Consider the following 22,058-nt stretch of genomic DNA (forward strand, 5'->3'; position numbering starts at 1 on the left):
TCTGCAACTGTTTATATTTCCTGAAGGGAGGGCAGTGCTTTGTTCAGCGCAGCATCAGCACGCGGCAGGGACTGCCAATTTCGGCGGCCGGTGCGAAGGGTTCGCGCATGACCGCGCAGTTGGCATCGGCCAGCGTGCGAAGCATCGACGAATCCTGGACGGTGTATGGCGTCACCACAAGGCCGTCGGCCGTTTCGCGCGCAACGGCGCGGACGTAATCCTGGCGCAACTCGTTGGCGGCCATCGCCGTGTCGAGGATGCCGTTGCGGATGTCAGGCGAGTAGGGCCGCCCGCCAAGGGTGGCCAGCAGGGGTTTCAGGAAGATGTGCGCGCAGATCAGGCTGGCGACAGGATTGCCGGGCAGGCCGATGCAGCGGGTCTTGCCGAGCCGACCGAACATCAGCGGCTTGCCCGGGCGCATGGCGATCTTCCAGAAATCGAGATCCATGCCGAGCGCGGTCAGCACGCCATGGACCAGATCGTGGTCGCCGACCGAGGCGCCGCCAAGCGTGACGATGACGTCCGCCTTGGCGTCCAGCGCCTTTTGGACACGTGTCGAGATCGCTTCCGTTCGGTCAGGCGCGATGCCGAGGTCGAGCACGCGCGCGCCGACTGATTCGGCGATAGCGGCGACGCCATAGGCGTTGGAGGCGATGATCTGGCCGGGACCGGGGTTGCTGCCGGGCGGCAAAAGTTCGTCGCCGGTAGCGATGATGGCAACCAGCGGCGCCTTGGCCACCGCCACCTCGGGATGATTGGCGGCGGCAACGAGCGACAGAGCAGCGGGATCAAGCACCCGGCCGGTGTCGAGGATCAGGTCGCCCTGCCGGAAGTCCAGGCCCTTGGCGCGGATGTTGCGGCCGGGCGTGGTCGGCTCCACCACCTCGATTTCGCCATTGCCGAGATCGCGCACATTTTCCTGGATGACGACCGTGTCGGCGCCTTTGGGTACGGGAGCGCCGGTGAAGATGCGCACAGCCTGGCCATGCGACAGCGTTCCGGTGAATTGTTTGCCTGCCGGAGCTTCGCCGATGACCGACAATCGCGCCGGCAACGATGTGATGTCATCGGCGCGAACGGCATAACCATCCATCGCCGAGGCAGCGAAGGGCGGCTGCGTGCGCAGTGCATGCAAGGGAGCGGCAAGGACACGTCCCGACGCCTCCCTGAGGCTCACCGTTTCCGAACCGCTGGGTTCAGCGCCGTCGAGAAGGCGTTCCAGCGCCTCGGAGACCGGCAGCAGCGCCATATCTATGCGCCTGCCTTGTAGTCGCCCGACTTGCCGCCGGTCTTCTCGACCAGGCGTATGCCGGAAATTACCATGCCGCGATCGGCAGCCTTAGCCATGTCGTAGATGGTCAGGCAAGCCACGGAAGCAGCCGTCAGCGCCTCCATCTCGACGCCGGTCTTGCCAGTGACGCGGGCAAGTGCCGTGATGCGAAGGCCGGGCAGGGCCTCGTCCGGCTCGATCTCGACCGAAACCTTGGTCAGGAGGAGCGGGTGGCAGAGTGGGATCAGTTCATGCGTGCGCTTGGCCGCCATGATGCCGGCGATGCGCGCAGTGCCCAGCACATCGCCTTTCTTGGCATTGCCGGAGAGGATCAGCGCGAGCGTTTCGGGACGCATCGCCACCGTGCCTTCGGCGATCGCGGTCCGTGTCGTCTCGGCCTTGTCGCCGACGTCGACCATGTTGGCTTCGCCGGTGGCGCCGATATGGGTGAGGGTTGCCGCCATGTCAGGCGCTCGCGGCCTGAGGCGCGCCTTCGAGCAGTGCGCGCGTGGCGGCCGCCACGTCGGCCTGCCGCATCAGGCTCTCGCCGACAAGGAAGCTGCCGATGCCGGATTTTTCCAGGCGCAGGCAGTCTTCATGCGTGAAGATGCCGCTTTCGCCGACGAGCAGCCGGTCCGCCGGTACCATCGGTGCCAGCCGTTCGGAGGTTTCGAGGTTGAGCTCGAAGGTGCGCAAATTGCGATTGTTGATGCCGAGCAGGCGCGACTGAAGCTTCAGGGCTCGCTCCGTCTCTGGTTCGTCGTGAACCTCGATCAGAGCGTCCATGCCGAGTTCGAAGGCCGTATCTTCGAGCCGGCGGGCGTCGTCGTCAGACAGGCTTGCCATGATGATGAGGATGGCGTCCGCACCCCAGGCGCGTGCTTCGTAGACCTGATAGGGCTCGAACATGAAGTCCTTGCGCAAGGCAGGCAGGACACAGGCCTCGCGTGCAGTCATCAGGAATTCGGGCGCGCCCTGGAAGGATGGCGTGTCGGTCAGCACAGACAGGCAGGCGGCGCCGCCTTCGGCATAGGCCTGGGCCAATGATGGCGGGTCGAAATCGGCGCGGATCAGCCCCTTGGACGGGCTGGCCTTCTTGATCTCGGCGATGAGAGCGAAGCGGTTGTCGAGGCGTTTTGCTTCGAGTGCCGCCATAAAGCCACGCGGCTTGGCAACGTCGCGCGCCCTGGCCTTGACCTCGGCGAGCGGCAGCAATGCCTTGGCGGCGGCGATCTCGTCGCGCTTGTAGGCTTCGATGCGGCGCAGGATGTCGGCCATGACTTTATCCGTTCGAGACGCCGACGAGGCGCTGCAGCACGGCCAGGGCGCGACCGCTGTCGATCGCATCCGCCGCGAGCTTCACGCCTTCGCCGATGGTCGCCACCTTGTCGGCGACAACCAGTCCGGCACCGGCATTCATCAGCACCGTGTCGCGATACGCGCCGGCAGTGCCTTCGAGCACGCCGCGCAAAGCCGCTGCATTGTAGGCGGAATCGCCGCCGCGCAGCTCTTCGCGCGTATGGCGCGCCAGGCCGACCTGTTCGGGGGTCAGTGTGAAAGTGCTGATGGCGCCATTGGCGAGTGCTGCGACACGGGTTTCGCCTGTCGTGGTGATCTCGTCATAGCCGTCGCCATGGACGACCCAGACGTGCTGGGCGCCGAGTTCCTTTAGCGTTTCGGCGACCGGCTCGACCCATTCGGGCGAGAACACGCCGACCAGCTGGCGGTTGACGCCGGCCGGATTGGAGAGGGGCCCGAGAAGATTGAAGATGGTGCGGGTGCCGAGTTCGACGCGTGTCGCGCCGACATGCTTCATCGCCGGATGGTGCGCCGGCGCGAACATGAAGCCGACGCCGGCCTCATGGATGCAGCGGCCGATCGCTTCGGGCGCCAGGTCGATATTGACGCCGAGTGCGGTCAGAACGTCAGCGGCACCTGTCAGCGAAGACAGGCCGCGGTTGCCGTGCTTGGCAACGGGAACGCCGGCGCCGGCGATGACGAAGGCCGAGGCGGTCGAGATGTTGACGCTGTGCGAGCCATCGCCGCCAGTGCCGACGATGTCGATGGCGTCAGCCGGCGCTTCGACGCGAAGCATCTTGTCGCGCATGGTGGCGACGGCGCCGGAGATTTCGCTGACCGTTTCGCCGCGCACGCGCAGCGCCATCAGGAAGCCGCCGATCTGCCCCGGCGTCGCTTCGCCCGACATGATGATGTCGAAGGCCTCGCGCGCTTCCTCGAAGGTGAGAGGGGTGCCAGCGGCGACCTTGGCGATGTGAGGCTTGAGTGCGCTCATTGTGGCGTCACAGCGATCGCGCGGGCGATCGCAGCCTGGTCGATGGTGGCCTTGTACTCGCCCTGGAGCTGCGCCACCAACTGGTCGAGCAGATCGTCGGACATGCCCGACGCGAAGGTTTTCTGGGCGTCTTCAGGCACGGCGCTTGCGTCGGCACCGGCGGGCTCGAACACCTCGACGACCTTGAACAGGATCTGCGCATCGCCGGCAGGCGCGGGGATGATGCCAGTGCCACCTTCGCCCATGGCAAACATGGAAGCAGCCCCCTCGCGGCCGAAATCGGCGTCGTCGGCTTCGCGCTTGAGACCACGCTTGGTCTGCTTCTCGAGTTTGAGTTCGCCCGCGATCACGTCCATTGCCGCGCCATCCTTGAGGCGCTTTTCAAGTTCCGTCGCCTTGTCCCTGAGGCGCTTGGTCGCTTCGGCGGCGGTCCAGTCCGCGACGACCTTTTCCCGGACTTCGTCGAGGGTGCGGTCGCGAGCCGGCGTGATGCCGTCCACTTCGTAGAAAATGAAACCATTGGTGCCGATGTTGAGCGGCGGGTTCTCGATGCCGGCCTCTGCCTCGAAGGTCGCCTGGATCAGGTTGCGCGAGTCCGGAAGCGTGTTGACGACTGTGCCGTCGGGCAACTGGCCGGCGCGGTCGATGGCATCGACCGTCACCACCTTCAGCTTCAGCTTGTCGGCAGTGGCGCGCATCGATTCGCCGCCGGCGCGGGCGTCCTCATAGGAATCGTGCACGTCGAGCAGGATGCGGTTGGCTTCGGCAAGGGCGAGATCCTTGCGAATCTGATCCTTGACCTCGTCGAACGTCTTCACCGCCTCAGGCGAGATCTCGCTGACGCGGACCAGCACCGGTCCGAACGAGCCCTGGACCACGTCGCTGACCTGGTTTGCCTGCAGCGCGAAGGCGGCCTCGGCAACGGACTTGTCGGCAACTGTGTCCTTGGTCAGCGTACCGAGAGCGACGTCGGCAGCCGTCTTGCCCTGGTCGGCGACGATCTTGTCGAATGCGGTGCCGGCCTTGATCGCGTCGGACGCAGCCTTGGCGGCGTCGGCGCTGGGGAACACCAGCTGGTCGATCTTGCGTGTTTCGGCGGTGGTGAAATGAGACTTGTTCTTGTCGTAGTCCTGGCGCACCTGCTCGTCAGTGATCGAGCCGAGATCCATGATATCCTCTGGCTCGAGCTTGACGTAGCTCAGCTTGCGGAATTCGGGTGCTGCGTAGTTCTTCTTGTTTTCCTCGAACCATGCCTTGAGGACGTCGTCGGCAGGCGCTGCGATCGGCTCGACGAGCGATTTCGGCAGCGGCAGGTAGTCGACTGTGCGATCTTCGCCGCGGTAGAGCGCGACGGCACGCAGGAAGGTGTCGGGCGCCTTCATGCCGTCGGAAATTGCCTCGACGATCTGCTGGCGGACAGCCACCTGGGCACGGTTCTTCAGATAGTCTTCGGGACGCATGCCGATCTGGCGCAGGATGTATTCGAAAGACTGGCGGTCGAACTGCCCGCTGGCATTCTGGAAGGCAGGATCCTCCCAGGTCAGCTGGGCAAGGCTATCCTTGGACAGGCCGAGGCCGAGCTTGCGCGCCTGTTCGTCGAGCACTGCGCCGGCCACGAGTTGGGAGGCGACCTGGTTGTCGATACCGAGGGCAGTGGCCTGCTCGCGGGTCAGGCGCTGACCGAACTGCTGCGACATGACGTTGACTTGGCGGTCATAGGCGAGGCGGTACTCGACCCCGGAGACGGAGGTTCCTCCAGCGGTGACGACCTTGTCGCCGCCGACGCCACCGAGCATCGAGCCGGAAATGCCCCACGCGGCGAAGCTCACGACGAGCAGCAGAAGCAGAAGCTTAGCTACCCAGGTTCCCGCAGCACTTCGCATCGTGTCGAGCATGTATCAGATCCTGTATACGCGCATTTTCACATGCGCCTGCATGAACGAAGCGCAATAGCGCCCTTCGCCGCCAGTGTCGATTGCTTTGTGGCTTGTTTTTGGTAGTGAGGTTGCCCGAGCGAACATCGATTTCGAGGAAAAGCACATGACGCCAGGAATTCGCCCACTCGTTGCAGGCAACTGGAAAATGAATGGCACCAGCGCCTCGCTCAACGAATTGCGCAGCATCGCCGGCGGCTTCATGAGTGGCCTCGATGCCGAGACCGAAGCGCTTTTGTGCGTGCCGGCCACGCTTTTGTCGCGGGCTGCTGAAATCCTTCACCGCACGCCGGTCAAAGCCGGCGGGCAGGATTGCCACGCCAAGGAAAGCGGCGCTCATACCGGCGACGTCTCAGCCGAGATGCTGAAGGACGCCGGCGCCAGTCACGTCATCGTCGGCCATTCGGAACGGCGCACCGACCACGGCGAAACCGATGCGGTTGTCCACGCCAAGGCGGATGCGGCATGGCGGGCAGGGCTCGTGGCCGTCATCTGCATCGGCGAGACACATGCCGAACGTGAAGCAGGCGCCACGCTTTCAGTATTGTCGCGCCAAATCGAGGGTTCGGTGCCGGGCACGGCCACGCCGGCCAATACCGTCATTGCCTATGAACCCGTCTGGGCTATCGGTACCGGCCTGACGCCGACCGTTGCCGATGTCGCCGAAGCCCATGCGCATATCCGCGCTCGGCTCGCCGACAAGCTCGGTGAATCGGCCGGCAAGATGCGCATTCTTTATGGCGGCTCGGTCAAGCCGTCCAATGCCGGCGAACTCCTCGCAGTCGCCAATGTCGACGGCGCGCTGGTGGGCGGCGCCAGCCTCAAGGCGGCAGACTTCCTCGGCATCGCCGAGGCGTACCGCAAGCTCTGATTAGCCTCGGGTGGCCGTTGCAAAGGCAACGTGTCACCCCATATTCGGCCGGCGGGCTTGGAAATGCCTAGAAAGCATTGTATTGAGCCGCCTCCGGAATGTCGGGCGCTTCGGCGCGCGGCCAATCCCCGTCAGAAGAATCCCAGGAAGCGCAATGGAAACCGTCGTTATCGTCATTCACCTGATGGTCGTGCTCGCCCTTGTCGGCGTTGTGCTCCTGCAGCGCTCGGAAGGTGGCGGCCTCGGCATCGGCGGCGGTTCGGGCTTCATGACGGCGCGTGGTGCTGCCAACGCCCTGACCCGGGCCACGGCCATCCTGGCGACGGTGTTTTTCGTCACGTCGCTGACGCTGTCGATCATCGCACGCTACGAGGAGAAGCCGATCGATATTCTCGACCGCGCTCCGGCCACCCAGAATGGCGCTCCGAGCGGCAGCGGCCAGGGCATTCTCGACCAGCTCGGCGGCTCCTCCGCCCCGGCACCGGCTGCACCGGCGTCGGGCACGACCGCTCCTGCGGCACCGGCCACCGAGCAACCGGCAGCGCCGGCTGCACCGGCAGCTTCGGGCACCACCGAGCAGCCCGCTGCGGGCGGTGCCGCGGCGCCGGCTACACCCCAGGTTCCGAACTAAATCTGGTCTGCTGGCCGCAACCTGTTGTTGTTTGAACACAGTTGCGGCAAATGCGGCAATGACCACCTGAATTCGTACATCTAGCCGGGGGCGCCTCACTTGAGGCGTCTCCGGCTAATCGATTATAGCTTGGGCTGCGGCATATCGGCGGGGGCGCCTTGGGGCACTGTGCGTTGCCGCGCGAAAATTTGCTGTGAACGTTCGGGATCCTTCACCATGCAGCTCCGCCGCATCCTACTTGCTGGAATTTGCGCCTCTCTCATGAGCTCGACCGCCTTTGCCGCCACTTCGGCCGGCACGGCTGCGCCGCCGCAGCCCGGGGCAACGAGCGGCGTGATCGCGGTTGCCGCCAAGAGCGATGCCGCCGAGCTTAAGCTGTTGAAGAAAAAGAAGAAGCCGACCGACGAAGACCTGGTCCGGATCAAGGACCTCGAAGCCAAGATCAAGGCCGACCGGGAAGTCGCGCGCCTGAAGATGCTCGAAGCCAAGAAGATGGCGATGCGGGCAGCGGCCAAGGAAAAGGCCGAGAACGCGCGTGAAGTCGCTCGCCTCAAGAAGGCCGAGAAGGCGACGACCCAGGTTGCCACAGCAGCGCCCGCGCCGAAGCGCAATCTCCAGCCGCTCGAGGTCACCAAGCCGATCGAGCCGTTGGCGCCCGACGTGATGGAAATCGCCGCCACCGGCAACAACGGTGAGTTGCGCAGCGAAAGCAAGGATCGTCCGCGCCAGACCGGTCTTCTCGCCGGCATCTTCGGCGGCAGCGCCCCTCAGCAGTCGATGCTGCCGCAGACGCGTGCGCTCGACGCCGTACTGCAATCCAAGCAGGCCAAGAAGCAGTTCAAGGTGAAGTCCGATTTCGAGCCGCAGGAAGTGTCGTTCGCGGGTTATGAGCGTGGCCAGATCGTGGTCGATACCGGCGCTCGCTACCTCTACCTGATCGAATCATCCTCGACCGCGCGCCGCTACGCGATTGCGGTCGGCCGCGAGGGCCTGGAATTCAAGGGCAAGGCCACCATCGGCGACAAGCAGGAATGGCCGCGCTGGATTCCGACCAAGGATATGCAGGAGCGCGAGCCCAAGAAGTACGGCCAGTACAAGGACGGCATGAACGGCGGGCCGGAGAATCCGCTCGGCGCGCGCGCCATCTACCTTTACCAGGGCAAGAAGGATACCCATATCCGTATCCATGGTACCAACCAGCCGCAGACGATCGGCACGAATTCTTCGAACGGTTGCTTCCGCATGGTCAACGACCATGTCATGGACCTCTACAATCGCGTGAAGATGGGCTCTGAAGTCATCGTCATGTAAGGCGTCTTCAGACGCTGATACCCGGGCCGGCCTGACCGCCGGCCTTTTTGTTTGCGTGGCCTACCCGGCAGCAAGACTGAACAGCCAGATAGGGAAAAGTCCGACGCGGCGGATTTTTCTCTGGCGGAATCGATTTGGCCGCGTTAAGCGATGAATCCCATGGCGCGATATGTTTTTATTACCGGCGGCGTGGTCTCTTCCCTTGGAAAAGGCATAGCCGCAGCGGCCCTCGGGGCTCTTCTGCAGGCACGCGGATATCGCGTGCGCATCCGCAAACTCGATCCGTACCTCAACGTCGACCCGGGAACGATGTCGCCTTACCAGCATGGTGAGGTGTTCGTGACCGACGACGGTGCGGAAACCGACCTCGATCTTGGTCACTACGAGCGCTTCACCGGGCGTTCGGCGAACCAGAGCGACAATATCACCACCGGCCGCATCTACAAGAACATCATCGAACGCGAGCGGCGCGGCGACTATCTCGGCGCAACCGTGCAGGTCATTCCCCACGTTACCGACGAGATCAAGAACTTCATCCTCGACGGCAATGACGAGTACGACTTCGTGCTCTGCGAGATCGGCGGCACGGTCGGCGACATCGAAGCGATGCCGTTCCTCGAGGCGATCCGCCAACTCGGCAACGACCTGCCGCGCAACAATGCGGTCTACGTTCACCTGACGCTGATGCCGTACATTCCGACCGCCGGCGAGCTCAAGACCAAGCCGACACAGCATTCGGTCAAGGAATTGCGTTCGATCGGCATTGCGCCGGATATCCTGTTGGTCCGCGCGGACCGCGACATCCCTAAGGAAGAGCGCCGCAAGCTGTCGCTGTTCTGCAACGTGCGCGAATCGGCGGTCATCCAGGCGCTCGACGTCGGCCACATCTACGACGTGCCGCTGGCCTACCATAAGGAAGGCCTGGATTCGGAAGTTCTGGCGGCCTTCGGCATCGATCCGGCGCCTAAGCCGCGCCTCGACGCTTGGCAGAACGTCTCGCAGCTGATCCACAATCCGGAAGGCGAGGTCACTATCGCCGTGGTCGGCAAGTATACCGGCCTCAAGGATGCCTATAAGTCGCTGATCGAGGCGCTGTCGCATGGCGGCCTCGCCAACAACGTCAAGGTCAAGCTCGACTGGATCGAGAGCGAGGTCTTCGAGAAGGAAGACCCGGTACCGTTCCTGGAGAAGGTCCACGGCATCCTGGTGCCCGGCGGCTTCGGCGAACGTGGCTCGGAAGGCAAGATCCTCGCTGCCAAGTTCGCTCGCGAGCGCAAGGTGCCGTATTTTGGCATCTGCTTCGGCATGCAGATGGCTTGCATCGAGGCGGCCCGTTCGCTGGCCGGCATCGAGAATGCCTCGTCGACCGAGTTCGGCGCCACCAAGGAGCCGGTCGTCGGCCTGATGACCGAGTGGCTCAAGGGCAACATGCTTGAGAAGCGCAAGGCCGCAGGCGACCTTGGCGGCACGATGCGCCTCGGCGCGTTCGAGGCGCGACTGTCCGAGGGATCGAAAATCGCCGAGATCTACGGCGATACCGACATCTCCGAACGCCATCGCCACCGCTACGAGGTCAACATCGACTACAAGGACCGCCTCGAAGAGTGTGGCCTGGTCTTCGCCGGCATGTCACCGGACGGCGTGCTGCCCGAGACTGTCGAGTATCCCGACCATCCCTGGTTCATCGGCGTCCAGTACCATCCGGAGCTGAAGAGCCGTCCGCTGGAGCCGCATCCGCTATTTGCAAGCTTCATCGAAGCTGCGGTCGAACAGAGCCGGCTCGTCTGATAGCCATGCGCGCCGCCGTGAATTCGCCGGCGCGCATTTTCTCCTGCGCAGCGGGTGCGGCATGACCATCTACGTCGCGCTTCTCTACAGCATCGTCCTGGGCCCTGGCCGCCGCGTCGTCATGTCCGACCTGCGCGACATGGCAGTCGATCTCGGCCTTGCCAATCCACGCACGCTGGTCGCGACCGGAAATCTTGTCTTCGAAACCGAAGGCAAGTCGGTTGCCACGCTGGAGCGTGAACTCGAAGCAGCCTTCGCCCAAAAGTTCGGCAAGCATGTCGACATCATCGTCCGCGATGCTGCTGCCTGGCTTAAACTTGTCGCCGCCAATCCGTTTCCCGAGGAGTCCGAACGCGAACCCGATCAGGTCGGCGTGCGCGTGATGCGTGAGCCGGTGATGCCTGACATCGTCGAGCGGCTTCGCCCTTATGTTGCCGCCGATGAGAAGCTCGCTGCCGTCAACGGTGATATCTGGCTGCGTTTTTCCCGCAGCGCCGGCACGTCCCGGCTGCTCGGCGCGCTGACGCCCAAGCGGGCCGGCGGCATAGGGACCTCGCGCAACTGGAACACCGTGCGGCGCCTCGGCGACATGGTGGCATCGTAGGTGGCCTAGGCGCAGTCTTGCGCCTTTGGCGGAATTCAGGCACAGCGCAGCGATGACCAAAAGCCCTTCCGACAGCCCGCGTCCGCTCGACCATGTCGTGCTGCCGACCGCCGATCTCGCCATCGCGCGGCAGAGGCTGACGGCCCTCGGTTTCACGGTTTCGCCCGTCGGCATCCATCCCTTCGGCACGGTCAATTGTTGCGTCTATCTCGGTGACGGTACGTTCCTGGAGCCGCTGGCGATCGGCGATAGCGCCGCCGCCGGCGAGGCGGTCGCCGCAGGCAACGTCTTTGTGGGTCGCGACAGCGCGTTCCGCAACGCACATGGCGACGAAGGCTTTTCGGCAGTCGTATTCGGCACAAACGATGCCGATGCCGACCATTCCGAGTTCGTTGCCGCTGGCGTGTCGGCCGGCCCCAGGCTCGATTTTTCACGTCCCTTCGTCGATGCGTCAGGCAAGTCCGACGTGGCGTCGTTCCGGCTTGCCTTTGCCGCCGAACCAGGCTCGCAAGGGGATGCATTCTTCTTCACCTGCGAGCGCGTGAATGCGCCCGATGTCGACCGCTCGGCGCTGCAGGCGCATGCAAATGGCGCACGCCGGGTACTTGCCGTCGAGGCAAGCGTCGCGGAGCAGGCTGTGGCGGCTGAGTTGTTGGCGACAGTGGCGCGCAGCAGTGTCGACGCCGTCTCCGATATCCCGCTCGCCAATGCGCGACTTGCCGTCCGCGCGATGGCCGGTTCCAGCGGGCTTCGCCTCGACGCGATGGTGTTTGCCGTCGACGATCTCGCTGTGGCAAGAGCGCTTCTTGCGCGAAACGGCATCGCGCACGATCTAAGCGGGCAACGGCTGGTGATTCCGCCAGCGCCGGGGCAGGGTGCCGCCTTCATTTTCGAGGAAAAGTCATGACCAAGCCGAATGCAAATGTGACGGTCGGCAAGACCCTGTTCGCCAACGATGCGCCGCTGTCGCTGATTGCCGGCCCGTGCCAGTTCGAATCGCGCCAGCACGCCTTCGACATGGCCGGCAAGCTCAAGGAACTGACGCAGAAGCTCGGCATCGGCTTTGTCTACAAGTCGAGCTTCGACAAGGCCAACCGCAGCTCGCTGTCGAGTACCCGCGGTGCCGGGCTCGATGCGGCACTGCCGGTCTTCGCCGATCTGCGCAAGGAACTCGGCGTTTCCGTTCTCACGGATGTGCACACCGAAGAGCAGTGCGCCATCGTCGGCGAGGTGGTCGATGTGCTGCAAATCCCGGCCTTCCTCAGCCGCCAGACCGATCTTCTGATTGCTGCCGCCAGGACCGGCAAGGTGGTCAACGTCAAGAAGGGCCAGTTCCTGGCGCCCTGGGACATGAAGAACGTCGTCGCCAAGGTGACCGGTTCGGGCAACGCCAACGTGCTCGTCACCGAGCGCGGCGCCTCCTTCGGCTACAACACGCTCGTCTCCGACATGCGTGCGTTGCCGATCATGGCCGAGATCGGCGCCCCCGTGATCTTCGATGCCACCCATTCGGTGCAGCAGCCGGGCGGGCAGGGCGCAACCTCCGGCGGCGAGCGCCGTTTCGTCGAGACCCTGGCGCGTGCGGCCGTCGCCGTCGGTGTTGCCGGCGTGTTCATCGAAACGCATGAAGACCCCGACAATTCGACCTCGTCGGACGGCCCCAACATGGTACCGTTCAAGGACATGCCGGCTCTGCTCGAAAGGCTGATGGCTTTCGACCGGGTCGCCAAGGGCTGACACAACTCCTGCTTGAGCCGGGCTTCCGCCCGGCGTAGGCTTTCCTCCGTGACTGAGCGTATCGGCCGGAGGAATCCCATGTCTGTTGCCCGCGTTACGGAAATCACTTCATCGTCGACCAAGAGCTTTCAGGATGCGATCGAACAGGGCATCGCCCGGGCGTCGATGACACTGAAGAACGTCGAAGGTGCCTGGATCCAGGACCAGAAGATCGTTGTCGAGAACGGCAAGATTACCGCATACCGGGTCAACATGAAGGTGACTTTCATCCTCACCGACTGAATGGGATCAGCAGCAGCCGCGGAAAGTTTGGAACCTCCGCACCGGGGGACCGTTAGTCCTGCATCCACCAACCAACGAGGAGCAGGATCATGACGACTGTCACTGGTCACACCGAAGCCATTCCCGCGTCGCGGGTCATCGGCACCAATGTCTACAACACCGCCGGCGAGAGCATCGGCTCGATCGAGGATGTCATGCTCGACAAGACATCCAACGGCATCATGTTCGCCGTCATCGGCTTCGGCGGTTTCCTCGGCATCGGCGAGCGCTATCACGCCATTCCCTGGTCCACGCTGGACTACGACAAGAGCCGTGGCGGCTATGTCGTTCCGTTCTCCAAGGAGCAATTGAAGGGTGCTCCGTCCTACTCGGTCAACGAGCTGACCGAAGACGATGGACGTGCCGTGCGGGATGCCTCGTTCGAGCACTATCGCGTCGAGCCGTATTGGCACTGATCCGCAGCACAAAAAAGCCCCGCATGAGCGGGGCTTTTTCGTTGTGCCGTAATCTACCTTGCCGTCGGAATGATCCGCACCTGCGACGTGCCCTGAGGGGGCGGTTGACTGTCGCATGAGGTCAGGAATGCTGCGGCGATGAAGAACTCAGGATACCACTTAACTCGGACATGGCGAAACTCCCTCTGTTTCGCCCCGCGCGGGGATAGTTTACCCGAAAGTTTGGACGATGCCTGCCCGATGGGATGAATTATCATGACAGCGCTTTGCCGAAAGTGAATCAGGGGCCTGACGCAGCGTGATATTTGGCCGAGCGCGATTGCGTTTTCCGGAGCTTTGGCTAAGACGGGCCCGGAAATCCAACCGATCCTTCTTTGCGATCAGCTCCCGGGGATGCCTCACATGACAGCAATCATCGATATCGTCGGCCGCGAGATTCTCGACAGCCGCGGCAATCCCACCGTCGAGGTGGATGTGGTTCTCGAAGACGGCTCGATGGGCCGTGCGGCCGTTCCGTCCGGTGCGTCGACCGGCGCCCACGAGGCGATGGAACTGCGCGACGGCGGCCCGCGCTATCTCGGCAAGGGCGTCGAGCGCGCCGTCGAAGCCATCAATGGCGAGCTGTTCGAGGCGATCGGTGGCATGGAAGCCGAGAACCAGATCCATATCGACCAGACGATGATCGAGCTGGACGGTACCCCCAACAAGAGCCGCCTCGGCGCCAACGCCATCCTCGGCGTGTCGCTCGCCGTCGCCAAGGCCGCGGCCGAGGCGTCCGGCCTGCCGCTCTACCGCTACGTCGGCGGCCCGAACGCCCGCGTCCTGCCGGTGCCGATGATGAACATCATCAACGGCGGCGCGCATGCCGACAATCCGATCGACTTCCAGGAATTCATGATCATGCCGATCGGCGCGCCTTCGCTGCGAGACGCCGTGCGCTGGGGTTCGGAAATCTTCCACACCCTGAAGAAGGGCCTGAAGGACGCCGGCCACAACACCAATGTCGGCGACGAGGGCGGTTTCGCACCGAACCTCAAGAGCGCCCAGGCGGCCCTCGACTTCGTCATGGCCTCGATCGAAAAGGCCGGCTTCAAGCCGGGCGAAGACGTGGCGCTGGCGCTCGACTGCGCTGCCACCGAGTTCTTCAAGGGCGGCAACTACGTCTATGAAGGCGAGAAGAAGACCCGCGATCCCAAGGCCCAGGCCAAATACCTTGCCAAACTCGCCGCCGACTATCCGATCATCTCGATCGAGGACGGCATGTCGGAAGACGACTGGGAAGGCTGGAAGTACCTGACCGAACTGTGCGGCAACAAGGTGCAGCTGGTCGGCGACGATCTGTTCGTCACCAACTCGGCCCGCCTGCGCGACGGCATCAAGATGGGCGTCGCCAACTCGATCCTGGTCAAGGTCAACCAGATCGGCTCGCTGACCGAGACGCTCGACGCCGTCGAGACCGCGCACAAGGCAGCCTACACCGCCGTCATGTCGCACCGTTCGGGCGAGACCGAGGATTCGACCATTGCCGACCTCGCGGTCGCCACCAACTGCGGTCAGATCAAGACCGGCTCGCTGGCCCGTTCGGACCGTACCGCCAAGTACAACCAGCTGATCCGCATCGAGGAAGAGCTCGGCACACAGGCGCTCTTCGCCGGCAGGTCCATCCTGCGCGGCTGAGCGCTACACCATTGACGAACTGGAGAAGGCGGGATGTTTCCCGCCTTTTTTGTTTTGGCGAAGCTCCGACCGGCTGACTGTAACCGTCCATTAAGCACAATCGAGCGACAAGAACCTGAGAGAGGTTCGGACCATGTGGACACGCCAGCACAAGCAGACAAAATCCGGGCGCCTGATCGTTCCGGCGCTGGCGGTGATGTTCCTGTCCTATTTCGGCTTTCACGCCTATCACGGCGAGTTCGGCATCTATTCCAAGTACCGGCTCGAGGCCCAGGCCGTCGAGCTCCAGGCTCGGCTCGACACGGTTCGGGCGCAGCGGATGGATGTCGAGCGCCGCGTGCAGATGCTGCATGACGGCTCGCTGGAGAAGGACATGCTTGACGAGCAGGCGCGCAACGCGCTCAATATGTCCCATGCAGACGAGCTGACCATCATGCGCCCATCCGCGCAGACGATTAACTGAGTCTCGGTTAATCAAGAAGAAATTCAACGTTTTTCGACGCTTAACCGCATGCCTGCTATGCATTTTTCCGCATGGCGCAGCGTCACTCCCCATGCTAGCGTTTTAGTCATGGAGAGGAGAGACAATGCATGATCTCCTCAATGTCCGCAAAGAGACGCCACTAGGGAGTGATGCATGGCCACCGCCGCCAAAAAAGCGCCTGCCAAAGCCAAATCCGATTCAAAATTCCCATCAGCGCCGGTAACGCCCAAACCGGTTGAGTTTACCAAGGACCAGGATCTCAACGCCTATCGCGAGATGCTGCTCATCCGCCGTTTCGAGGAAAAGGCCGGCCAGCTCTACGGCATGGGCTTCATCGGCGGCTTCTGCCACCTCTATATCGGCCAGGAAGCGGTCGTCACCGGCCTGCAGATGTCGCTGATCGAAGGCGACCAGATGATCACCGCCTACCGCGATCACGGCCACATGCTGGCCATGGGCCTTTCGGCGCGCGGCGTCATGGCCGAATTGACCGGGCGCCGGGGCGGCTTGTCGAAAGGCAAGGGCGGCTCGATGCACATGTTCTCCAAGGAAAAGCATTTCTACGGCGGCCACGGCATCGTCGGCGCCCAGGTGTCGCTTGGCACTGGCCTCGCCTTCGCCAACCGCTACCGTGAGAACCCGAATGTCTCGGTGACCTATTTCGGTGACGGCGCTGCCAACCAGGGCCAGGTCTACGAGAGCTTCAACATGGCTTCGCTGTGGAAGCTGCCGGTGATCTACGTCATCGAAAACAACCGCTACGCCATGGGCACCGCGGTATCGCGCGCTTCGGCCGAAACCGATTTTTCGCAGCGCGGCCTGTCGTTCAAGATCCCCGGTATCCAGGTCGACGGCATGGACGTGCGCGCCGTCAAGGCAGCCGGCGACCTGGCCACCGAATGGTGCCGCTCGGGCAACGGCCCGATCATCCTCGAGATGCAGACCTACCGCTATCGCGGTCACTCGATGTCCGATCCGGCGAAGTACCGCTCCAAGGACGAAGTGCAGAAGATGCGCTCCGAGCATGACCCGATCGAACAGGTCAAGGCGCGCCTGATCGCCAAGAAGTGGGCGAGCGAGGACGACCTCAAGGCGGTCGACAAGGATGTTCGCGACATTGTGGCTGACGCCGCAGACTTTGCTCAGACCGATCCCGAGCCGGATGTTGCCGAGCTCTGGACCGACATCTTGATCTAAGGGAGGGCGCGAACATGCCGATCGAAATTCTCATGCCTGCGCTCTCGCCGACGATGGAAGAGGGCAATCTGTCCAAGTGGTTGAAGAACGAAGGCGACAAGGTTGTCGCCGGCGACGTCATCGCCGAAATCGAAACCGACAAGGCGACGATGGAAGTCGAAGCCGTCGACGAAGGCGTTCTGGGCAAGCAGCTGATCGCTGCCGGCACCGAAGGCGTCAAGGTCAACACGCCGATCGCCGTGCTGCTGCAGGACGGCGAAAGCGCTGCCGACATCGGCAAGGGCGCAGCTCCTGCCAAGGTTGAGGCACCTGTTGCCGCCGCAGCACCCGCCGCTGCTCCGGCTGCCGCCGCACCCGTCGCCGCCGCCCCGAAGACGGAAGTTGCTGCCGATCCGGACATTCCGGCCGGCACCGAGATGGTGTCGATGACGGTCCGCGAGGCGCTGCGCGATGCCATGGCCGAAGAGATGCGCCGCGACGGCGACGTCTTCGTCATGGGCGAGGAGGTTGCCGAGTACCAGGGCGCCTACAAGATCACGCAAGGCCTGCTGCAGGAATTCGGCCCGCGCCGCGTCGTCGACACCCCGATCACCGAGCATGGTTTTGCCGGCGTTGGCGTCGGTGCGGCGATGGCCGGCCTCAAGCCGATCGTCGAATTCATGACCTTCAACTTCGCCATGCAGGCGATCGACCAGATCGTCAACTCGGCCGCCAAGACGCTCTACATGTCCGGCGGCCAGATGGGCGCGCCGATCGTCTTCCGCGGACCCAGCGGTGCGGCCGCCCGCGTCGCTGCCCAGCACTCGCAGTGCTATGCGGCGTGGTACAGCCACATTCCGGGCCTCAAGGTGGTGATGCCGTACTCGGCAGCCGACGCCAAGGGCCTGCTCAAGGCTGCGATCCGCGACCCCAATCCGGTCATCTTCCTCGAGAACGAAATCCTCTACGGCCATCATTTCGACGTGCCGAAGCTCGACGATTTCGTCCTGCCGATCGGCAAGGCGCGCATCCACAAGCCGGGCAAGGACGTCACCATCGTCTCCTTCGGCATCGGCATGACCTATGCGATCAAGGCCGAGGCGGAACTCGCCGCCATGGGCATCGACGTCGAGATCATCGATCTCCGGACCATCCGTCCGCTCGACTTCGACACCATCATCGCGTCGGTCAAGAAGACCAATCGCCTGGTGGTTGTGGAAGAAGGCTTCCCGCAGTCCTCGGTCGGCGATCATATTGCCAACCAGGTGTCGCAGCGCGCCTTCGACCACCTCGATGCGCCCGTCATCACCATCGCCGGCAAGGATGTGCCGATGCCCTACGCCGCCAATCTCGAAAAGCTCGCTCTGCCGAATGTCGGCGAAGTGATCGAGGCGGTCAAAGCAGTCACGTATCGCTGACACGGGCGGGAGGTCATCATGCCGATCAATATCACCATGCCTGCCCTTTCGCCGACGATGGAAGAGGGCAATCTGGCCAAGTGGCTGGTCAAGGAAGGCGACAAGGTTGCGCCGGGCGACGTGATCGCCGAGATCGAGACCGACAAGGCGACGATGGAAGTCGAAGCCGTCGATGAAGGCACCGTTGCCAAGCTCGTCGTCCCTGCCGGCACCGAAGGCGTCAAGGTCAATTCGCTGATCGCCATTCTCGCTGCTGAAGGCGAGGATGTCGGTGCTGCGGCCAAGGGCGGCAATGGCGCGCCTGCCGTAGCCCCCAAGGCCGAGGCACCGAAAGCCGAGGCTGCTCCAGCCGCGGCGCCGGCTCCGGCCGCTCCTGCAGCGGCCCCGGTCGCCGCTGCACCGGCTGCAACCAACGGCGCCGCTGTCTCCAGCGACGGCCGCACCATCGCATCGCCGCTCGCCCGCCGCATTGCCAAGGATTCCGGCATCGACCTTTCGGCCGTTACCGGCACCGGCCCGCATGGCCGTGTCGTCAAGGCCGACGTCGAGGCGGCGATCGCCGGCGGCGGTGCCAAGGCCGCACCTGCAGCGAAGGCTCCTGCCGGCGCTCCGGCTGCGGCCCCCGCTGCCAAGGGCATGTCGGACGACCAGGTGCTCAAGCTGTTCGAAGAAGGCAGCTACGAGCTCATCCCGCACGACAACATGCGCAAGACCATCGCGCGCCGCCTTGTCGAGGCCAAGAGCACGATCCCGCATTTCTACCTGACGCTCGACTGCGAAATCGATGCGCTGCTGGCCCTGCGGGCCCAGCTCAACGCGGCGGCGCCGGTGCGCAAGACCGACAAGGGCGATGTGCCGGCCTACAAGCTGTCGGTCAATGACATGATCATCAAGGCGATGGCCTTGGCGCTGACGGCCGTGCCTGATGCCAATGTGTCGTGGACGGACCAGGCCATGGTCAAGCACAAGCACGCCGATGTCGGCGTCGCCGTGTCGATCCCGGGCGGTCTGATCACCCCGATCATCCGGAAGGCCGATATCAAGACGCTGTCGGTCATCTCCAACGAGATGAAGGACATGGCTGGCCGGGCGCGCAACCGCAAGCTCAAGCCCGAGGAATATCAGGGCGGCTCCAGTGCCGTGTCCAATCTCGGCATGTTCGGCATCAAGGACTTTGCCGCCGTCATCAACCCGCCGCACGCCACCATCCTGGCTGTCGGCGCGGGCGAGGAGCGGGCCGTGGTCAAGAACGGCGAGATCAAGATCGCCAACGTGATGTCGGTGACGCTGTCGACCGATCATCGTGCCGTCGATGGTGCGCTCGGTGCCGAGCTCCTCTCGGCCTTCAAGCGCTTCGTCGAAAATCCGATGGGCATGCTGGTGTAGTTCCCCAAGTTCCCCTCCCCAAAAGGGAGGGGATTCGAGGACTCCGATCATGAAGACTGTGCTTTGCTACGGCGACTCGCTGACTTGGGGCTACGACGCGGCCGGTCCCGGCCGCCATGCGTTCGAAGACCGCTGGCCGAGCGTGCTGCAGGCTGAACTGGGCGAAGGCGTGCACGTCATCGCCGAAGGGCTGAACGGCCGCACCACCGCATTCGACGATCATCTCGGCGGCACCGACCGTAACGGCGCGCGCACCTTGCCGACCATCCTCGGCACGCATGCGCCGCTCGATCTCGTCGTCATCATGCTCGGCGCCAATGACATGAAGCCGTGGATTCACGGCAATCCACTGGCTGCCAAGCAGGGCATGGCGCGGCTGGTGTCGATCGTCAGGGGCTACGACCACGGCATGGACTATCCTGTACCAAACATCCTGCTGATTTCGCCGCCGGCCGTCAGCCGCACCGACAATGCCGAGTTCAAGGACATGTTCGCCGGTGGCGACAAGGCGTCCCAACAGCTTGCACCGCTTTACGCGGCACTGGCCGACGAGGCTGGCTGCGGCTTTTTCGATGCCGGATCGGTGGCGGTCACCACGCCGCTCGACGGCGTCCATCTCGATGCCGAGAACACGCGGAAGATCGGCCATGCACTCGCGCCTGTCGTGCGCGTGATGCTGGAGCTCTGATTTGGCCGGCGCTGTCACCATCCGCAGGGCCGAACGGCGCGATGCCGCCGAGATGGCGATCCTTGTCGATTTGTCGTCGCATGGCTTGGCCTCGTGGCTCTGGTACGGCGCGGTGCTCGAGGGCGCAACGCAGACGGCGCTCGAACACGGGCGCAACCAGATGCGCCGCGATAGCGAGCGCGCCGGCTGGAAAGATGCGAGCCTGGCCGAAGTGGAAGGCGAGATTGCAGGCTTGGTGATCGGCCACTTGGTCGACCCGTCATTCGCCGACGAAGTGGCGCCGCATCCGGTTTTTGAGCCGATACTCGGCCTCCAGATGCAGGCCATCGGCAACTGGTTCATCGACAGCGTCGGTGTGTACCGGCACCATCGAGGGCGCGGCATCGGCCGCAGACTGGTCGACCACGAGCTCGCACGTGCTGCGGGGCATGCGGTCAGCCTGATCACCGAAGGCGACAACGACGTGGCGCTCGGCCTCTACAAATCCAGCGGATTTGAGGAAGTGACGCGGCTTCCGTCCATACCGCTCGACGACAACGGCAAGAAACACGACTGGGTGCTGCTCACGCGCAGCGCGACCTGAACAAGAGGCACACTCATGGCTGAGAATTACGACGTCATCATCATCGGCTCCGGTCCCGGCGGCTACATCGCGGCGATTCGTGCGGCCCAGCTCGGTCTCAAGACGGCTGTCGTCGAGCGCGAGCATCTGGCCGGCATCTGCTCCAATTGGGGCTGTATCCCGACCAAGGCGCTGCTGCGCTCGGCCGAGGTGCTGCACCTCGCCGAACATGCAAAGAACTACGGGCTCAAGCTGGAAGGCTCGATCTCGCCCGACCTCAAGGCCATTGTCGATCGTTCGCGCGGCATTGCCCAGCGCATGAATGGCGGCGTCGGCTTCCTGATGAAGAAGAACAAGGTCGACGTCATCTGGGGCGAGGCAAAGCTCACCAAGCCCGGCCAGATCGTCGTTTCCAAGTCGTCGAAGAAGCCGATGGAGCCGCAGGCACCGCTGCCCAAGGACACGCTTGGCGAGGGCACCTACAGCGCCAAGCACATTATCGTCGCCACCGGTGCCAGGCCGCGCGCGCTGCCCGGCATCGAGCCGGATGGCAAGCTGATCTGGACCTATTTCGAGGCGATGGTGCCGCCGGAAATGCCGAAGTCGCTGCTGGTCATGGGCTCGGGCGCTATCGGCATCGAGTTCGCCTCGTTCTACCGCACCATGGGCGTCGACGTCACCGTCGTCGAGGTCATGCCTGCCGTCATGCCGGTCGAGGATGCCGAAATCTCGGCCTTCGCCAAGAAGCAGTTCGACAAGCAGGGCATGAAGATCCATCTCGAGGCCAAGGTGACCAAGGTCGAGAAGGGCGCCAACTCGATCACCGCCCATGTCGAGATGAAGGACGGCAAGGTCGAAAAGATCACCGCAGATCGCATGATCTCGGCCGTCGGCGTCCAGGGCAACATCGAAAACATCGGCCTGGAAGCGCTTGGCGTGAAGACCGATCGTGGCTGCATCGTCATCGACGGCTACGGCAAGACCAACGTGCCGGGCATCTACGCCATCGGCGATGTCGCCGGTCCGCCCATGCTGGCGCACAAGGCCGAGCACGAGGCGGTCATCTGCGTCGAAAAGATAGCCGGCCTGCCCAACGTCCACCCGATGGACAAGCTGAAGATCCCGGGCTGCACCTACTGCAACCCGCAGGTCGCATCCGTCGGCCTGACCGAAGCCAAGGCCAAGGCCGAAGGCAAGGACATCCGCGTCGGCCGCTTCCCCTTCGTCGCCAACGGCAAGGCCATTGCGCTGGGCGAAGACCAGGGCATGGTCAAGACCATCTTCGACAAGAAGACCGGCCAGTTGCTTGGCGCGCATCTTGTCGGCGCCGAGGTCACCGAGCTGATCCAGGGTTTTGTCGTCGCCATGAACCTCGAAACCACCGAGGAAGAGCTGATGCACACCATCTTCCCGCATCCGACGATCTCGGAGACCATGAAGGAAAGTGTGCTTGATGCCTATGGGCGTGCGCTCAACGCATGACGTGTGTGC

Annotated in this window: 22 protein-coding genes; 17 read left to right on the plus strand and 5 right to left on the minus strand. The window is 63.6% G+C overall.

Going from position 1 to position 22,058, the window contains the following annotated elements:
* Window positions 1-43 precede the first annotated feature (43 nt).
* The 5 genes from O1Y97_RS15395 to O1Y97_RS15415 are packed head-to-tail and all read right to left on the minus strand — an operon-like array spanning window position 44 to window position 5,458.
* On the minus strand, window positions 44-1,249 hold the full coding sequence (locus O1Y97_RS15395) for a molybdopterin molybdotransferase MoeA (protein ID WP_318761576.1): 1,206 nt from the start codon (window positions 1,247-1,249) through the stop codon (window positions 44-46).
* Between the two features lie 2 nt (window positions 1,250-1,251).
* Entirely contained in the window at window positions 1,252-1,734 is a 483-nt protein-coding gene (moaC, locus tag O1Y97_RS15400) for a cyclic pyranopterin monophosphate synthase MoaC (protein WP_318761577.1), read from the minus strand.
* Window position 1,735: 1 nt separating this feature from the next.
* Window positions 1,736-2,548, minus strand: a complete 813-nt coding sequence (gene trpC / locus O1Y97_RS15405) for an indole-3-glycerol phosphate synthase TrpC (RefSeq protein WP_318761578.1) — start codon at window positions 2,546-2,548, stop codon at window positions 1,736-1,738.
* Window positions 2,549-2,552: 4 nt separating this feature from the next.
* Window positions 2,553-3,563: an anthranilate phosphoribosyltransferase gene (trpD, locus tag O1Y97_RS15410; protein WP_183260920.1), complete on the minus strand. Its 1,011-nt coding sequence runs from the start codon at window positions 3,561-3,563 to the stop codon at window positions 2,553-2,555.
* Complete coding sequence (locus tag O1Y97_RS15415; RefSeq protein ID WP_318761579.1) at window positions 3,560-5,458, minus strand: SurA N-terminal domain-containing protein; 1,899 nt, start codon at window positions 5,456-5,458, stop codon at window positions 3,560-3,562. Before O1Y97_RS15415 ends, trpD begins: the two co-directional genes overlap by 4 nt.
* Window positions 5,459-5,603: 145 nt before the next feature.
* Here O1Y97_RS15415 and tpiA point away from each other — a divergent pair, with 145 nt between their 5' ends.
* From tpiA to lpdA, 17 genes are all read left to right on the plus strand, one after another.
* Window positions 5,604-6,368, plus strand: coding sequence for a triose-phosphate isomerase (gene tpiA, locus O1Y97_RS15420; RefSeq protein ID WP_108608016.1), 765 nt, complete (start codon window positions 5,604-5,606; stop codon window positions 6,366-6,368).
* A 154-nt stretch (window positions 6,369-6,522) separates the two neighbouring features.
* Entirely contained in the window at window positions 6,523-6,999 is a 477-nt protein-coding gene (secG, locus tag O1Y97_RS15425; RefSeq protein WP_108608017.1) for a preprotein translocase subunit SecG, read from the plus strand.
* Window positions 7,000-7,215: 216 nt separating this feature from the next.
* Window positions 7,216-8,310 carry a L,D-transpeptidase gene (locus tag O1Y97_RS15430; RefSeq protein WP_318761580.1) on the plus strand — a complete coding sequence of 365 codons (1,095 nt, stop codon included), beginning with the start codon at window positions 7,216-7,218 and terminating at the stop codon, window positions 8,308-8,310.
* 150 nt (window positions 8,311-8,460) lie between these two features.
* Window positions 8,461-10,098 (plus strand): CTP synthase, encoded by a 1,638-nt coding sequence (locus O1Y97_RS15435; RefSeq protein WP_108608019.1) that lies wholly within the window; start codon window positions 8,461-8,463, stop codon window positions 10,096-10,098.
* Between the two features lie 61 nt (window positions 10,099-10,159).
* A complete protein-coding gene (locus O1Y97_RS15440; protein ID WP_318761581.1) occupies window positions 10,160-10,702 on the plus strand; it encodes a DUF1697 domain-containing protein in 543 nt (180 codons plus the stop codon).
* 52 nt (window positions 10,703-10,754) lie between these two features.
* Window positions 10,755-11,609 (plus strand): VOC family protein, encoded by an 855-nt coding sequence (locus O1Y97_RS15445; protein WP_318761582.1) that lies wholly within the window; start codon window positions 10,755-10,757, stop codon window positions 11,607-11,609.
* A complete protein-coding gene (gene kdsA, locus O1Y97_RS15450) occupies window positions 11,606-12,439 on the plus strand; it encodes a 3-deoxy-8-phosphooctulonate synthase (protein WP_318761583.1) in 834 nt (277 codons plus the stop codon). The genes O1Y97_RS15445 and kdsA overlap by 4 nt, the downstream gene beginning before the upstream one ends.
* A gap of 78 nt (window positions 12,440-12,517) precedes the next feature.
* Window positions 12,518-12,721 (plus strand): dodecin family protein, encoded by a 204-nt coding sequence (locus O1Y97_RS15455; protein ID WP_108608023.1) that lies wholly within the window; start codon window positions 12,518-12,520, stop codon window positions 12,719-12,721.
* A gap of 89 nt (window positions 12,722-12,810) precedes the next feature.
* Window positions 12,811-13,176 carry a PRC-barrel domain-containing protein gene (locus O1Y97_RS15460; protein ID WP_108608024.1) on the plus strand — a complete coding sequence of 122 codons (366 nt, stop codon included), beginning with the start codon at window positions 12,811-12,813 and terminating at the stop codon, window positions 13,174-13,176.
* Between the two features lie 402 nt (window positions 13,177-13,578).
* Window positions 13,579-14,853, plus strand: coding sequence for a phosphopyruvate hydratase (gene eno / locus O1Y97_RS15465; protein WP_318761584.1), 1,275 nt, complete (start codon window positions 13,579-13,581; stop codon window positions 14,851-14,853).
* Between the two features lie 133 nt (window positions 14,854-14,986).
* On the plus strand, window positions 14,987-15,316 hold the full coding sequence (locus tag O1Y97_RS15470) for an FtsB family cell division protein (RefSeq protein ID WP_183260937.1): 330 nt from the start codon (window positions 14,987-14,989) through the stop codon (window positions 15,314-15,316).
* Between the two features lie 174 nt (window positions 15,317-15,490).
* Window positions 15,491-16,534: a pyruvate dehydrogenase (acetyl-transferring) E1 component subunit alpha gene (pdhA, locus tag O1Y97_RS15475; RefSeq protein WP_318761585.1), complete on the plus strand. Its 1,044-nt coding sequence runs from the start codon at window positions 15,491-15,493 to the stop codon at window positions 16,532-16,534.
* 14 nt (window positions 16,535-16,548) lie between these two features.
* Window positions 16,549-17,931 (plus strand): pyruvate dehydrogenase complex E1 component subunit beta, encoded by a 1,383-nt coding sequence (locus tag O1Y97_RS15480; RefSeq protein ID WP_318761586.1) that lies wholly within the window; start codon window positions 16,549-16,551, stop codon window positions 17,929-17,931.
* Window positions 17,932-17,949: 18 nt separating this feature from the next.
* On the plus strand, window positions 17,950-19,317 hold the full coding sequence (locus O1Y97_RS15485) for a pyruvate dehydrogenase complex dihydrolipoamide acetyltransferase (protein ID WP_318761587.1): 1,368 nt from the start codon (window positions 17,950-17,952) through the stop codon (window positions 19,315-19,317).
* Window positions 19,318-19,366: 49 nt separating this feature from the next.
* Window positions 19,367-20,005: an SGNH/GDSL hydrolase family protein gene (locus O1Y97_RS15490; protein ID WP_318761588.1), complete on the plus strand. Its 639-nt coding sequence runs from the start codon at window positions 19,367-19,369 to the stop codon at window positions 20,003-20,005.
* A 1-nt stretch (window position 20,006) separates the two neighbouring features.
* Complete coding sequence (locus O1Y97_RS15495) at window positions 20,007-20,588, plus strand: GNAT family N-acetyltransferase (protein WP_318761589.1); 582 nt, start codon at window positions 20,007-20,009, stop codon at window positions 20,586-20,588.
* 15 nt (window positions 20,589-20,603) lie between these two features.
* Window positions 20,604-22,049, plus strand: coding sequence for a dihydrolipoyl dehydrogenase (gene lpdA, locus O1Y97_RS15500; RefSeq protein WP_318761590.1), 1,446 nt, complete (start codon window positions 20,604-20,606; stop codon window positions 22,047-22,049).
* Window positions 22,050-22,058: the final 9 nt, after the last annotated feature.

It is taken from the genome of Aminobacter niigataensis, assembly GCF_946995915.1.
GTDB classification, from domain to species: Bacteria; Pseudomonadota; Alphaproteobacteria; order Rhizobiales; family Rhizobiaceae; genus Aminobacter; species Aminobacter niigataensis.

Excerpts from the sequence above, each read along its gene's own strand:
- O1Y97_RS15395 (WP_318761576.1), bottom strand. The coding sequence starts at position 1,249 with ATGGCGCTGCTGCCGGTCTCCGAGGCGCTGGAACGCCTTCTCGACGGC.
- moaC (WP_318761577.1), bottom strand. The coding sequence starts at position 1,734 with ATGGCGGCAACCCTCACCCATATCGGCGCCACCGGCGAAGCCAACATG.
- trpC (WP_318761578.1), bottom strand. The coding sequence starts at position 2,548 with ATGGCCGACATCCTGCGCCGCATCGAAGCCTACAAGCGCGACGAGATC.
- trpD (WP_183260920.1), bottom strand. The coding sequence starts at position 3,563 with ATGAGCGCACTCAAGCCTCACATCGCCAAGGTCGCCGCTGGCACCCCT.
- O1Y97_RS15415 (WP_318761579.1), bottom strand. The coding sequence starts at position 5,458 with ATGCTCGACACGATGCGAAGTGCTGCGGGAACCTGGGTAGCTAAGCTT.
- tpiA (WP_108608016.1), top strand. The coding sequence starts at position 5,604 with ATGACGCCAGGAATTCGCCCACTCGTTGCAGGCAACTGGAAAATGAAT.
- secG (WP_108608017.1), top strand. The coding sequence starts at position 6,523 with ATGGAAACCGTCGTTATCGTCATTCACCTGATGGTCGTGCTCGCCCTT.
- O1Y97_RS15430 (WP_318761580.1), top strand. The coding sequence starts at position 7,216 with ATGCAGCTCCGCCGCATCCTACTTGCTGGAATTTGCGCCTCTCTCATG.
- O1Y97_RS15435 (WP_108608019.1), top strand. The coding sequence starts at position 8,461 with ATGAATCCCATGGCGCGATATGTTTTTATTACCGGCGGCGTGGTCTCT.
- O1Y97_RS15440 (WP_318761581.1), top strand. The coding sequence starts at position 10,160 with ATGACCATCTACGTCGCGCTTCTCTACAGCATCGTCCTGGGCCCTGGC.
- O1Y97_RS15445 (WP_318761582.1), top strand. The coding sequence starts at position 10,755 with ATGACCAAAAGCCCTTCCGACAGCCCGCGTCCGCTCGACCATGTCGTG.
- kdsA (WP_318761583.1), top strand. The coding sequence starts at position 11,606 with ATGACCAAGCCGAATGCAAATGTGACGGTCGGCAAGACCCTGTTCGCC.
- O1Y97_RS15455 (WP_108608023.1), top strand. The coding sequence starts at position 12,518 with ATGTCTGTTGCCCGCGTTACGGAAATCACTTCATCGTCGACCAAGAGC.
- O1Y97_RS15460 (WP_108608024.1), top strand. The coding sequence starts at position 12,811 with ATGACGACTGTCACTGGTCACACCGAAGCCATTCCCGCGTCGCGGGTC.
- eno (WP_318761584.1), top strand. The coding sequence starts at position 13,579 with ATGACAGCAATCATCGATATCGTCGGCCGCGAGATTCTCGACAGCCGC.
- O1Y97_RS15470 (WP_183260937.1), top strand. The coding sequence starts at position 14,987 with ATGTGGACACGCCAGCACAAGCAGACAAAATCCGGGCGCCTGATCGTT.
- pdhA (WP_318761585.1), top strand. The coding sequence starts at position 15,491 with ATGGCCACCGCCGCCAAAAAAGCGCCTGCCAAAGCCAAATCCGATTCA.
- O1Y97_RS15480 (WP_318761586.1), top strand. The coding sequence starts at position 16,549 with ATGCCGATCGAAATTCTCATGCCTGCGCTCTCGCCGACGATGGAAGAG.
- O1Y97_RS15485 (WP_318761587.1), top strand. The coding sequence starts at position 17,950 with ATGCCGATCAATATCACCATGCCTGCCCTTTCGCCGACGATGGAAGAG.
- O1Y97_RS15490 (WP_318761588.1), top strand. The coding sequence starts at position 19,367 with ATGAAGACTGTGCTTTGCTACGGCGACTCGCTGACTTGGGGCTACGAC.
- lpdA (WP_318761590.1), top strand. The coding sequence starts at position 20,604 with ATGGCTGAGAATTACGACGTCATCATCATCGGCTCCGGTCCCGGCGGC.